Consider the following 12,467-nt stretch of genomic DNA (forward strand, 5'->3'; position numbering starts at 1 on the left):
AAGGAATGAGAAATGAAGATCGTTGCCGCTGAAGTTTTCGTCACCTGTCCGGGGCGCAACTTCGTCACCCTTAAAGTCACCACCGATGACGGTATTGTCGGTCTGGGTGACGCGACGCTAAATGGTCGCGAGCTGTCCGTCGCATCCTATCTGCGGGATCACCTCTGTCCGCAACTGATTGGTCGCGATGCGCATCGCATTGAGGATATCTGGCAGTTTTTCTACAAGGGCGCCTACTGGCGTCGTGGTCCGGTTACGATGTCGGCGATTTCCGCCATCGATATGGCGCTCTGGGATATTAAGGCGAAAGCCGCAGGCATGCCGCTATACCAACTGCTGGGCGGGGCTTCGCGGGAAGGGGTGATGGTTTACTGCCACACCACGGGTCACTCCATCGATGAAGTCCTGGACGACTACGCTCGTCATAAAGAGATGGGGTTTAAAGCGATTCGCGTGCAGTGCGGCGTGCCGGGGATGAAGACCACCTACGGGATGGCGAAAGGTAAGGGCCAGGCCTACGAACCGGCAACCAAAGGTCAATGGCCGGAAGAGCAGCTGTGGTCTACCGAGAAGTATCTCGATTTTACGCCACAGCTGTTTGCCGCCGTACGCGAAAAATTTGGCTTTAACGAGCATCTGCTGCATGACATGCATCACCGCCTGACGCCGATTGAAGCGGCGCGTTTTGGCAAGAGTATCGAAGATTACCGCCTGTTCTGGATGGAGGATCCGACCCCGGCGGAGAATCAGGAGTGCTTCCGGTTAATTCGCCAGCATACCGTCACGCCGATTGCCGTCGGCGAAGTCTTCAACAGCATTTGGGACTGTAAACAGCTGATTGAAGAGCAGCTGATCGACTATATCCGCACCACCATTACCCACGCGGGCGGGATTACGGGGATGCGTCGGATCGCCGATTTTGCCTCGCTTTATCAGGTACGCACCGGCTCGCACGGGCCGTCCGATCTGTCTCCAGTCTGCATGGCGGCCGCGCTGCATTTCGACCTGTGGGTGCCGAATTTTGGCGTCCAGGAATATATGGGCTATTCCGAACAGATGCTGGAAGTCTTCCCGCACAGCTGGACGTTTGATAACGGCTATATGCATCCGGGGGAAAAGCCGGGGCTGGGCATCGAGTTTGATGAAAAACTGGCCGCGAAATATCCCTATGAACCGGCCTATCTGCCGGTCGCGCGTCTGGAAGACGGTACGCTGTGGAACTGGTAAAAAAGGAAGCCAAAATGAAAAGTATTGTGATTCGTCAGCCCAATGAACTGGTGATTGAAGAGCGGCCGATCCCGCAGCCTGCCGCGGGCGAAGTGCGGGTAAAAATTAAGCTGGCGGGAATATGCGGTTCCGATAGCCATATTTATCGCGGGCACAATCCGTTTGCCAAATACCCGCGCGTCATTGGCCATGAATTTTTTGGCGTCATTGACGCCATCGGTGAAGGGGTGACCGACAAAGCCGTCGGCCAGCGGGTTAGCGTTGATCCGGTCATTAGCTGCGGTCATTGCTACCCTTGCTCGGTGGGCAAGCCGAACGTCTGTACCTCGCTGGTGGTGCTCGGTGTGCATCGCGACGGCGGCTTCAGCGAGTACGCGGTGGTGCCGGCGAAAAATGCCTGGCAGGTTCCGGACAACGTTTCGGACAGCCACGCGGTGATGATTGAGCCCTTTACCATCGCGGCTAACGTGACCGGGCACGTTTCGCCTACCGACCAGGATATCGCGCTGGTCTACGGCGCCGGGCCGATGGGCCTGACGACGATTCAGGTGCTGAAGCGGGTGTATCGCGTTAAGCAGGTTATCGTTGTCGATCGCATTGATGAACGCCTGCAGATGGCGCAGCGTAACGGCGCGGACTGGGTGATTAACAACAGCGATGAGCCTCTGGCGGAAACGCTGAAGGCGAAGGGGATACTGCCGACGCTGATTATCGATGCCGCCTGTCATCCCGCAATTCTCCAGGAGGCGGTCAACCTGGCCTCCCCGGCAGCGAGAATTGTATTGATGGGATTCTCCACGGAACCTTCCCAGGTTGCGCAGCAGGGGATTACCGGGAAAGAGCTTTCTATTTTCTCCTCGCGTCTTAACGCCAATAAATTCCCGGTCGTCATCAAGTGGCTGGAACAAGGTTTAATTAATCCGGAGGAGTTGATTACTCACCAATTTGCGTATCAACAGGTTATCGATGCGCTGGAGCTTTTTGAAAATGACAGGAAACGGTGCTGTAAGGTTTTATTAACCTTCAGCTAATAACAACAGGTGCGGACTCTGTATTCTACAATTAGAGATAATCATTATGACTACCGTAAAAAATGAGAGAACCACTTCCGATCTCATTCGTGCAGCCGTATCTGGTTGGTTAGGCACTGCACTGGAGTTTATGGATTTCCAACTCTATTCCCTCGGGGCGGCGCTGGTTTTCCATGAAATATTTTTCCCGGAACAATCCGCCGCGATGGCCTTGATTCTGGCAATGGGAACCTACGGCGCGGGATATATCGCGCGAATCGTCGGCGCCTTTATTTTTGGTAAAATGGGCGACAGTATTGGGCGCAAAAAGGTCCTGTTTATTACCATCACCATGATGGGGATCTGTACGACCCTCATTGGCGTACTGCCAACCTATGCTCAGGTCGGTATTTTAGCGCCGGTGTTGCTTGTAACCTTACGTATTATTCAGGGGCTTGGCGCAGGCGCAGAAATATCAGGTGCCGGTACCATGCTGGCGGAATATGCGCCGAAAGGTAAGCGCGGGATTATCTCTTCGCTGGTGGCGATGGGCACCAACTGCGGCACCTTAAGCGCCACGGCTATCTGGGCGGTCATGTTCTTCGTGCTCGATCGCGAGCAGCTCGTCGCGTGGGGATGGCGAATCCCGTTCCTGGCCAGCGCAGTGGTGATGATTTTTGCCATCTGGCTGCGTCTTAATCTGAAAGAGAGCCCGGTCTTTGAGCAGGTTAGCGAAGACAGCGGCCTACAGAATGAGATGGCAACGCAGGAAGGGACCTTTAGCGCCATGCTAAAAAGTAAATCCTTCTGGCTGGCGACGGGTCTGCGCTTCGGACAGGCCGGAAATTCAGGGTTATTGCAAACGTTCCTCGCGGGCTATCTGGTGCAAACCTTACTGTTTGATAAGGCCATTCCTACCGATGCGTTAATGATCAGCTCTGTTATTGGCTTTATTACCATTCCATTCCTCGGATGGCTGTCAGATAAGGTGGGGCGTCGCATACCGTATATTATCGTCAATATTTCAGCCATTATTCTGGCCTGGCCAATGCTGTCGATTATTGTGGATAAGAGCTACAGCGCGAGCACTATTATGGCGTCATTGATCGTCATTCATAATATTGCGGTGTTAGGGCTGTTTGCGCTGGAAAATATCACCATGGCGGAAATGTTCGGTTCGCGTAACCGCTTTACCCGCATGGCAATTTCAAAAGAGGCGGGTGGCCTCGTCGCCGTAGGATTTGGCCCGGTGCTGGCCGGTATTTTCTGCAATATGACCGGTTCATGGATGCCGATTGTGATTATGCTGGTGTGCTATTCCATTATTGGCTTAATTTCCGCGATCCTGATGCCTGAAGTCCGCGACCGCGATCTGAGCCTGCTGAATGATGCCGCAGACTGCGCGCCAAAGCCTAAAAGTGTCCGCAGCGGGCAATATATTTAAAACGCATCAAGTCCGCACCCTAAGATGATAGCCGTAAACAGGAAACTGCCGGGCTTTTAGCCCGGCAGTTTTACCTCTTTTGCCAGCGGTTATTGCGAAAATCTAGCCATCCAGCTTCTTGTATGGTAGTTGATGAATGTCAAAGATGTCATACCAATTGCGTGAGATGGTTTATATCCACCCCCTCCGTGGGAAATCAGAAATCATAACTATGAGAGCCATCATGGAAAATATGCTTTTAACAGCTAACGCCACGCTGCCGGCATACGATCGCAACCGCCTTATTCCGCGTATCGTTCATTTGGGCTTTGGCGCATTTCACCGCGCTCACCAGGCCGTATACGCCGATATTCTGGCGACAGAACACGGCAGCGACTGGGGCTATACCGAAGTGAACCTGATCGGCGGCGAGCAGCAGATCGCCGATCTCCAGAAGCAGGATTTACTTTTTACCGTCGCTGAAATGTCAGCGGATGCCTGGACCGCCCGCGTGGTTGGCGTGGTCAAGCAGGCGATGCACGCCCAGGTCGATGGTCTGGAGAGCGTGCTGGCAAAAATGTGCGAGCCGCAGGTCGCGATTGTGTCATTGACCATTACCGAAAAAGGCTACTGCCACTCTCCGGCCAGCGGTGAGCTGCAGTTGGATCACCCGCTGATTGCGGCCGATTTACAAAATCCCCGGCAACCGAAATCCGCGCCCGGCGTCGTAGTCGAAGCCCTGGCTCGACGCAAAGCGGCAGGGCTGCCGGCCTTCAGCGTGATGTCCTGCGACAATATGCCGGAAAATGGCCACGTCATGCGTAATGTCATCTGCGCCTATGCTCGCGCCGTTGATGCTGATTTGGCCGAATGGATTACGCGCAACGTCACGTTCCCCTCGACTATGGTTGACCGTATCGTTCCGGCAGTGACTGCCGATACGCTGGATAAAATTGCACAGCTCACCGGCGTGCGTGACCCGGCAGCAGTCGCCTGCGAGCCGTTTCGCCAGTGGGTCATCGAAGACAACTTTGTCGCCGGGCGTCCGCAGTGGGAAAAAGCCGGCGCCGAGCTGGTGTCGGACGTGCTGCCGTTTGAAGAGATGAAGCTGCGCATGCTTAACGGCAGCCACTCTTTTCTGGCTTATCTGGGGTATCTGGCTGGCTATCAGCATATTAATGACTGCATGCAGGACGAAAACTATCGCCGCGCCGCGCATACGCTGATGCTGGCTGAACAGGCGCCGACGCTGAGCGTGAAGGGTGTGGATTTGGCACGCTATGCCGGACTTCTGATTGAGCGCTATAGCAATCCGGCGCTCAAACATCGTACCTGGCAGATCGCCATGGACGGCAGTCAGAAACTGCCGCAGCGGATGCTGGATTCGATTCGCTGGCACCTGGCGGATGGCGGCGACTTTCCTCTGCTGGCGATGGGCGTCGCGGGCTGGATGCGCTATGTGAGCGGGGTGGATGACCAGGGGCAGGCGATTGAAATCTCCGATCCTATGCTGCCGGTGATTACGCAAACCGTTCAGAACAGCGAAGACGGCGAAGAACGCGTACGGGCGCTGCTGGGTATTGAGGCTATTTTTGGTTTGAGCCTGCCCAAGGAGAGCCGTTTCGTCAACGCGGTGGTTCGCGCTTATTTATCGCTGCAAGCGCACGGCGCAAAAGCTACCGTAGCGGCCTGGGCTCAGGCAAATTAATCTATTTCGCCCGCGTGCCGCCGATCCCGGCGGCTCTGCCATCGCGCTTTATCAGTGGGCGCTTTTCCCGCCTGAAAATATTTCCCGTCTGGAATAAACTTTGATCCAGATCGTTGAATATACATAACTTTATCTAACAACAGTTAAGTATAAATAAGTGGAATTTATTTTAATCAATTAAATATTTATCTGAGTGATTATTCGTTCTCCTGCTGCAGTAAATATGGCATGATGAGTTAACTTACTAAGTTTCCTCAGAAAAAAGGAGAACGGACTATGTACAAAAAAATTTTGCTACCCGTAGACGTTTTTGAAATGGATTTAAGCGATAAGGCGGTTCGCCATGCCGAGTTTTTAGCATCAGCGGATGAAGGGGAAATTACGCTGCTCAACGTTCTGCCGAACAGCAGCAGCTCGATTTTACGCGGTTTTGCCGCCGATATCCGTAAGTTTGAAGCCTATATGCGCGAAGAGTCAGAGAAAAAGATGAAGACCCTATCCCGTCTGTTCTCGATACCCGCCGGGCGGATTCATTCCAGAGTGGTATTTGGCAACGTGCGCGATGAAATCCTGGCCATGAGCAGCAATGAGGAATTTGACGTTATTGTTATTGGTTCCCGTAAACCGGGTATATCAACTCATCTTCTTGGTTCAAACGCGGAGTCGATTTTACGTCACGCCAAAATACCGGTTCTGGTGGTCAGATAGTCCGCATAATAAACCCAGAGCGGCAGACCGTATATTCTGCCGCGACGCATTTTATTCCTCGCTAAACCAGTCGCTATTTTCCTGACGTACCAGCAGCACGGATTCGCTAATTTCTTGCAGATGTAAGCTCATCGCTTTTTCCACCGCGTCCGGGTCACGGGCGACCAGCGGCTGGAAAATATCGTAATGCTGACGCAGCATCATATCGGGAGGAGTCACATGATCGAGGCTCATATAGCGCACCCGGTCGATGGTAGCTTTAATATTTTCGACGGTATCCCAGGCTAACTGGCAGTCGGCGATTTGCGAGAGCTTCTGGTGAAATTCGTCATCCAGCTGGAAAAAATCGGTTAACTGCTGGCGTTCGACCGCCGTACGCTGCTGATTTAGATTTTGCTCAAGCTGGTAGAGCTGTTCATCGTTCACCATCCCGGCGGCGCGCCGCACCACGGCGCATTCGATGGCCTGGCGGACAAAACAGCCGTTGCGCACCTGCGAGAGAGAGATTTTATTCACGTAGCTCCCGCGCTGCGGGCGGATCTGGATCAAACCGTTCTCGGCCAGTTTAATAAAGGCTTCGCGAACCGGTTGACGAGAAACATCAAAGCGCACGGAGACTTCCTTCTCCGAAAGCGGGGTGCCTGGCGGGATCAGACAATGGACGATATCCCGACGAAGGATACGATAAATTTGCTGATTGACGGGCTGTGTCGGATTCAGTTGTGCTTCTGCGGCCATGGATAATTACTTTTTTATGAGGTATTTGCGCTATTTTACGTGTTTTTTCTCTTTCAGCCCAGACCCGGCCTGCTGGCCGGGTCACAGAGCTTAGCCCTGGCGGTGAACGTTCAGCCCGGCAAAAGTTTGGCTGACCGGCATGAGTTCCAGGGTGTTGATGTTGACGTGTTTTGGCAGGGTCGCGACCCACCAGACCGCTTCGGTCACGTCCTCCGGCGTCAGGGCCTGGGTATTTTCGTAAGCTTTCTCGGCTTTAGCGTCATCGCCTTTAAAGCGCACGTTGGAGAATTCGGTGCCGCCAACCAGGCCGGGTTCAATATCGGTCACGCGAAGGGCGGTGCCGTGAAGATCGGTACGAAGATTGAGGCTGAACTGGCGCACAAAAGCTTTGGTCGCACCGTAGACGTTACCGCCGGCATAAGGCCAGGCGCCGGCGACCGAACCAATATTGATAATATGGCCGCGGTTACGTTCAACCATCCCCGGCAGGACGGCGCGGGTCATATAAACCAGCCCTTTATTATTGGTATCAATCATGTCTTCCCAGTCTTCAAGGCTGGCTTTATGCGCGGGCTCAAGACCCAGCGCCAGTCCGGCGTTATTGACCAGAATATCAATCGCCTGCCACTCGGCGGGCAGCCCGGCGATCGTCTCTTCAATGGCTGCGCGATTGCGTACGTCCAGTTGGGCGGTATAAAGGTTGTCGCCCAGCTCATCTTTCAACGTTTTCAGGCGCTCTTCGCGGCGCCCGGTGGCAACCACTTTGTGACCGTTAGCGATAAAACGGCGAGTAATACTTTCCCCAAAACCCGCTGTTGCTCCGGTAACCAGAATAATCATCTTACTGTTCCTCAACGCTTTTTGTGTCTTCATACCATAGCACGCGATCCCGGTGGCGGGTAATGGAAATCATCGGGCAAAGGAGGCCGATCGCGGCGGTTAACAGAGTAATCATTGCGGTCAATCAATGAGTTGCCTAATCTTACAGAATAATCGTATTCAGGAGATGAAGATGTCGGAGAACAATCCTTTTTTCAGCGTCAGCCTGCTGCCTTATCAGGCGCCGCGTTTCGATGTGATTGACGTGAGTCATTACCGTCCGGCCTTCGACGAGGGCGTTCGCCGCCAGCGCGCGGAGATTGCCGCCATCGTTAATCACCCCCAGCCGGCTGATTTTGCCAACACGCTGGAGGCCCTGGAGCAGAGCGGCCAGCTGCTGGCGCGGGTGACGAACGTCTTTTTCGCGATGGCGGGAGCGGAGACCAACCCGACTATTCAGGCGCTTGATGAGCAGTTTTCCGCCGAGCTGGCGGAACTGGCGAATGATATCTGGCTTAACGATGCGCTTTTTCAGCGGGTGAAGCGAGTGTGGGAGCAGCGGGATTCGCTCACTCTGGATAGCGAATCCCGGCGTTTGCTGGAGGTGACCTGGCAACGTTTTACCCTTGCGGGCGCGATGCTTGAGGATGAGCAAAAAGCGGCGCTTCGCGCGCTGAATACCGAAGCGGCAGCGCTGCAAAGCCAGTTTCAGCAGCGCCTGCTCGCGGCGGTAAAATCTGGCGGTCTGGTGGTGGAGGATGTCCATCAGCTCGCGGGACTTAGCGACGAGGAGATAAGCGCAGCGGCAGAGGCCGCGCAGGATAAGGGATTAAGCGGTCGCTGGCTGCTGCCTTTACTCAATACCACCCAGCAGCCCGCGCTGCTCTCGCTGCAGGAGAGGCAGACGCGAGAGAACTTGTTTGCGGCCGGTTGGACGCGCAATCAGAAGGGCGATGCGAATGACACCCGCGAGCTGGTGCTGCGGCTGGCGGAAATTCGCGCGCGTAAAGCGCAGCTGCTGGGCGCGGACGACTTTGCCAGTTGGTCAATGGCCGATCAGATGGCGGGAGCGCCGGGGGAGGCGTTTGCCTTTATGCGACGAATCGCCCCGGCGGCAAGGGCGCGGGCCGAGCAGGAGCTGGCGGATATCCAGCAGGTTATTGATAATGAAGGGGGCAATTTCCGCGCGGCGGCCTGGGACTGGCTCTATTACGCCGAGCAGGTGCGCAGGGCGAAATTTGCCATCGATGAAGCGCAGTTAAAACCCTATTTTGCCCTCGACCGCGTCCTGCGCGATGGCGTGTTCTGGACGGCGACACAGTTGTTCGGTATTCGCTTTATCGAACGATTCGATATTCCGGTTTATCACCCTGACGTACAGGTATGGGAAATTATCGACGCTAACGGCGAGGGGATCGCGCTGTTCTACGGCGACTACTTCTCGCGGGATAGTAAAAGCGGCGGGGCATGGATGGGCGTGTTTGTCGAACAATCGACCCTGCGAGCGCAGCATCCGGTTATCTACAACGTCTGTAACTATCAGAAACCCAAAGCCGGACACAGCGCGCTGCTTTCCTGGGATGAGGTCATCACTTTATTCCACGAATTTGGTCATACCCTGCACGGCCTGTTTGCCAGCCAGAAGTATGCCAGCCTGTCAGGAACCAATACCCCGCGCGATTTTGTGGAGTTTCCTTCGCAAATTTATGAACATTGGGCCAGCGAGCCGCAGGTGTTTGCCCACTATGCGCGGCATCATCAAACCGGGGAAGCTATGCCGGAAGCGCTGCGCGACAGCATGTTCCGCGCGGCGAAGTTTAATAAAGGCTACGATATGAGCGAACTGCTCGCGGCGGCGCTGCTGGATATGCGCTGGCACAGCGTGACGGCGGATAAGCTACCCGAGGACGTGGATGCGTTTGAAGCCGCGGCCCTGCACGCGGAGAGTATGGATCTTGCCGCGGTGCCGCCACGCTATCGCAGCAGCTACTTCTCGCATATTTTCGGCGGCGGCTACGCCGCGGGTTATTACGCTTACCTGTGGACGCAGATGCTGGCGGACGACGGCTACCAGTGGTTCGTTGAGCAGGGTGGTTTAAGCCGTGAAAACGGCCAGCGTTTCCGCGAAGCGATTTTGTCTCGCGGCAATAGTACTGATTTAGCAGAACTTTATCGCCAGTGGCGCGGACACGATCCGCAGATTGAACCGATGCTGGAAAACCGCGGGCTGAGTTAGTCGCGCGTTTTGACGAGTAGAAGAAGACCGGGCGCAGCGCCCGGTTTTTTTGTCTTTTTTCCCGAAAAGGAATGCTCAGACTCGTCAGGATTTGCGAGGTTACTCTGCAGCAGTGCCCGGGCATGCCCGGCACGCATTTGCATTTTTCACTGCGGGTGAGGTTGCTCACCTGCGAACCGTATGCAAGAGCTGCAGGTGAGCAATTTGCTATGGAGGCAGTACCATAGCAGCGAAATTTTATCCTCGCGCTGCGGGCAAAACCATTAAACAGTTAAGCGCTGAGAATATTTAGGACTTACCTTACTTATGACATCAAGGCGTTACGCCTGCCATCAAGATTGGCAGAAGGAACCTGGAGTAGGGAAGCGTTCGCCCCCTCAACTCGGCAAAACCTCTGTTTTGCGGGACAGCCGTTAAGAGCGGATGGTTCAATATGATTTCTGCGCTAACGTTTCGCGAAAAGTGCAAAAATAGCCAATCGAGGCGGTGAGACAAAGCATATAACCGAATGATTCGCAGCCTTCCTCTACGACGTTTTTTACCACCCGAACGTAACCGCCATCGAGAATGGCCAGCCATAAGGCTTGCATGCCGAAGAGTCGGGAGAAGACCAGAATAGCCAACAGGCCGCTGATTAATAGGCCGTACCAGGGGGTACGAGTATATTGTGCTAGCTGGTGCAGGGTCTGACGATAATGAATAACTGGATGAATTAAGGCTAAAAGAGCTGCAATCAGCGCAAACCATACCCAGCTACCGTGAGCAATGAGATCAAAAAGGGCGTCCAGTTCGCGAATTAGCATGGCAAGGAAAAAACCGCCAACCAGAATATTACAGTAGCGCATAGCTTTATACCGCCTGGCAAGCAGGAAATGAATAAATACGATGGCTGTTAAAACGGACTCCTGCACAATTTCGGTCAGTGATAGTTCCGAAATATTATAATCCCAAAAGTATATATCGACCCACAGGCTAAGTACCACAAATGCGCTGGCGCAAGCCGCACCAAGAAAGGAGAGTAAGCTTTTAAATATAGTCATCAACATCACCAAATTTGTTTTTGGCTACGAGGATAAATGATGCGAATCTAAATGCTGTTCACTTTGTGCTGTATTATAACCCTGGTTTTAACACATGATGCGAATTAGCTTATTCTGAGGAATTTAATTTACGGAGATAGAGCGATCGCGCGCAGGAGCGTATATAAATATTGCGTTTAGCTCAGCGCTGCAATTAATTTCGCCTCCTGGGTTTTGGCGCTACCGGTTAGCCACCGCCCGGCGGAGATATGGGGCAGATGTTGAAAACGGGTGGGTCATAAGTCTCAAACCGGGCGCGGAGCCCGGTTTGGTTCACTGTATGTTGTTACACTTTAAGCAGTTTTACCGTGGCCTCAATATCAATCTCATCTTCCGAGAAAATGAGGGTGCTCCCCTGGAAGGTGGTGATAGCCAGCTTTTTCACCGAGCGCATTTCGCCGGGCTTCGCGGCGGATTTTGGCCTGATATTTCCCATCAACAGGCCCACGGAGAGTACCGCATTCTCTTTATCAATGCGGGCATCGGCGGGCTCTTCCTCGCTGTATACCAGGAAAGATTTGATCGACGTAAGCTTAATCCGCTCGCCTGCAATATAGATATATTTGCTTTCCGGCAGGACTTTCACCGCGTAAGCTGACAAACCCTTGTTATTCGTGGTGGGTTCGAACGTGACAGCCGCATCTTTTTTAATCAGTTCAGGGTTGGCAACTTTAATCACATGAAAATAGCGATTATCGCCGTTTTCATCTTTGATAAATCCAAAACCATTATCTTTAAACCATGTTGTGATCGTTCCGTTCATCGCCGTTACCGCCTGGTTAATCGTTTATCTACTCAATTTTGCCGCGGGCAGCGTAAAGCACAATGCCCGCATAGACTACGCCTGAATCTCCGGTCTGCGGAGGCCCGCGTTGCTTACCACATCAAATCATCGGGAACTTTAAAATCAGCATACGGATCGTCTTCGTCCTGCTCTTCCGCACTCAGCGCGCTGTTTAAAACAATGCTGCTGGCGTCGCGCTGGGCGATTTTATCCGCTACGCTCGCCGGGATAATCGCGTATTGGCTCTCACCGTCATTATCACCAGCCAGACGGGCAATGGCGAGACGACCGCTAATCAGCTGCGCCTGGGTCAGTTTATCCACGGCGATTTTTTTAATAAAGTTGTTATCCGTGAAGTTAAAATCAATATTGCCTTTGGATATATCGATTTTATTCATTTCAATAAGCTGCTTAACCTGCGCTTTATACTCTTTCGATAGCGCGGCCTGCTTTTGTTGCTCGCTAAGCTGCTTATCTCGCTCAAGCTGCGCTTTTTTATTCTCTTCCACCGCCTCTCTGGCTTCACGGGCCTGAACGCGGGATTTTTTCGCCGTCCTCTGAACTTTGGCCATTTTTTTGCTGGTCACGAGTCCGGCTTTTAGCATCTGCTCTTGTAAGGTGAGTTTTGTCATCTTGGTATCTGAATCCGCTGAATAATGAGTGAGATTATACCTGCAAATGTCGGGTATGTACCATGCGGTATGGTTTGCTTGTTATGAAGTGCATAAAAATTCT

11 protein-coding genes are annotated in these 12,467 nt (G+C 53.3%); 6 read left to right on the forward strand and 5 right to left on the reverse strand.

Features of this window, described 5'->3' with window-relative positions:
* Window positions 1-12: 12 nt before the first annotated feature.
* The 5 genes from rspA to CMQ96_RS03045 all read left to right on the forward strand — a co-directional run bounded on the left by rspA (window position 13) and on the right by CMQ96_RS03045 (window position 6,076).
* The gene (rspA, locus tag CMQ96_RS03025; protein ID WP_004119717.1) at window positions 13-1,227 is read left to right on the forward strand and encodes a starvation-sensing protein RspA; all 1,215 of its coding nucleotides are present in this window, start codon (window positions 13-15) and stop codon (window positions 1,225-1,227) included.
* 14 nt (window positions 1,228-1,241) lie between these two features.
* Window positions 1,242-2,258 (forward strand): Zn-dependent oxidoreductase, encoded by a 1,017-nt coding sequence (locus CMQ96_RS03030; RefSeq protein WP_024358039.1) that lies wholly within the window; start codon window positions 1,242-1,244, stop codon window positions 2,256-2,258.
* Window positions 2,259-2,304: 46 nt separating this feature from the next.
* Window positions 2,305-3,681, forward strand: a complete 1,377-nt coding sequence (locus CMQ96_RS03035) for an MFS transporter (RefSeq protein WP_071830661.1) — start codon at window positions 2,305-2,307, stop codon at window positions 3,679-3,681.
* Window positions 3,682-3,904: 223 nt separating this feature from the next.
* Window positions 3,905-5,368 carry a mannitol dehydrogenase family protein gene (locus CMQ96_RS03040; RefSeq protein ID WP_098066099.1) on the forward strand — a complete coding sequence of 488 codons (1,464 nt, stop codon included), beginning with the start codon at window positions 3,905-3,907 and terminating at the stop codon, window positions 5,366-5,368.
* 276 nt (window positions 5,369-5,644) lie between these two features.
* Entirely contained in the window at window positions 5,645-6,076 is a 432-nt protein-coding gene (locus CMQ96_RS03045; RefSeq protein WP_004119728.1) for a universal stress protein, read from the forward strand.
* Window positions 6,077-6,127: 51 nt separating this feature from the next.
* Here CMQ96_RS03045 and CMQ96_RS03050 read toward each other — a convergent pair whose 3' ends face one another.
* On the reverse strand, window positions 6,128-6,814 hold the full coding sequence (locus CMQ96_RS03050; protein WP_004136262.1) for a GntR family transcriptional regulator: 687 nt from the start codon (window positions 6,812-6,814) through the stop codon (window positions 6,128-6,130).
* 90 nt (window positions 6,815-6,904) lie between these two features.
* Window positions 6,905-7,654 carry a bifunctional NADP-dependent 3-hydroxy acid dehydrogenase/3-hydroxypropionate dehydrogenase YdfG gene (ydfG, locus tag CMQ96_RS03055; RefSeq protein WP_098065855.1) on the reverse strand — a complete coding sequence of 250 codons (750 nt, stop codon included), beginning with the start codon at window positions 7,652-7,654 and terminating at the stop codon, window positions 6,905-6,907.
* A 172-nt stretch (window positions 7,655-7,826) separates the two neighbouring features.
* Here ydfG and dcp point away from each other — a divergent pair, with 172 nt between their 5' ends.
* Window positions 7,827-9,869: a peptidyl-dipeptidase Dcp gene (gene dcp / locus CMQ96_RS03060; RefSeq protein ID WP_098065857.1), complete on the forward strand. Its 2,043-nt coding sequence runs from the start codon at window positions 7,827-7,829 to the stop codon at window positions 9,867-9,869.
* A gap of 428 nt (window positions 9,870-10,297) precedes the next feature.
* Here dcp and CMQ96_RS03065 read toward each other — a convergent pair whose 3' ends face one another.
* From CMQ96_RS03065 to CMQ96_RS03075, 3 genes are all read right to left on the reverse strand, one after another.
* The gene (locus CMQ96_RS03065) at window positions 10,298-10,909 is read right to left on the reverse strand and encodes a hypothetical protein (RefSeq protein ID WP_004136264.1); all 612 of its coding nucleotides are present in this window, start codon (window positions 10,907-10,909) and stop codon (window positions 10,298-10,300) included.
* Between the two features lie 325 nt (window positions 10,910-11,234).
* Window positions 11,235-11,711, reverse strand: a complete 477-nt coding sequence (locus tag CMQ96_RS03070) for a cold-shock protein (RefSeq protein ID WP_098065859.1) — start codon at window positions 11,709-11,711, stop codon at window positions 11,235-11,237.
* 113 nt (window positions 11,712-11,824) lie between these two features.
* Window positions 11,825-12,364, reverse strand: a complete 540-nt coding sequence (locus tag CMQ96_RS03075) for a DUF2058 domain-containing protein (RefSeq protein WP_004136266.1) — start codon at window positions 12,362-12,364, stop codon at window positions 11,825-11,827.
* Between the last annotated feature and the right edge of the window lie 103 nt (window positions 12,365-12,467).

Origin of the sequence: Klebsiella sp. MBT K-1 (assembly GCF_002556465.1) — a bacterium.
In the GTDB taxonomy this organism is placed as follows: domain Bacteria; phylum Pseudomonadota; class Gammaproteobacteria; order Enterobacterales; family Enterobacteriaceae; genus Klebsiella; species Klebsiella grimontii.

Excerpts from the sequence above, each read along its gene's own strand:
- ydfG (WP_098065855.1), bottom strand. The coding sequence starts at position 7,654 with ATGATTATTCTGGTTACCGGAGCAACAGCGGGTTTTGGGGAAAGTATT.
- dcp (WP_098065857.1), top strand. The coding sequence starts at position 7,827 with ATGTCGGAGAACAATCCTTTTTTCAGCGTCAGCCTGCTGCCTTATCAG.
- CMQ96_RS03040 (WP_098066099.1), top strand. The coding sequence starts at position 3,905 with ATGGAAAATATGCTTTTAACAGCTAACGCCACGCTGCCGGCATACGAT.
- CMQ96_RS03035 (WP_071830661.1), top strand. The coding sequence starts at position 2,305 with ATGACTACCGTAAAAAATGAGAGAACCACTTCCGATCTCATTCGTGCA.
- CMQ96_RS03030 (WP_024358039.1), top strand. The coding sequence starts at position 1,242 with ATGAAAAGTATTGTGATTCGTCAGCCCAATGAACTGGTGATTGAAGAG.
- CMQ96_RS03045 (WP_004119728.1), top strand. The coding sequence starts at position 5,645 with ATGTACAAAAAAATTTTGCTACCCGTAGACGTTTTTGAAATGGATTTA.
- CMQ96_RS03075 (WP_004136266.1), bottom strand. The coding sequence starts at position 12,364 with ATGACAAAACTCACCTTACAAGAGCAGATGCTAAAAGCCGGACTCGTG.
- rspA (WP_004119717.1), top strand. The coding sequence starts at position 13 with ATGAAGATCGTTGCCGCTGAAGTTTTCGTCACCTGTCCGGGGCGCAAC.
- CMQ96_RS03070 (WP_098065859.1), bottom strand. The coding sequence starts at position 11,711 with ATGAACGGAACGATCACAACATGGTTTAAAGATAATGGTTTTGGATTT.
- CMQ96_RS03065 (WP_004136264.1), bottom strand. The coding sequence starts at position 10,909 with ATGACTATATTTAAAAGCTTACTCTCCTTTCTTGGTGCGGCTTGCGCC.
- CMQ96_RS03050 (WP_004136262.1), bottom strand. The coding sequence starts at position 6,814 with ATGGCCGCAGAAGCACAACTGAATCCGACACAGCCCGTCAATCAGCAA.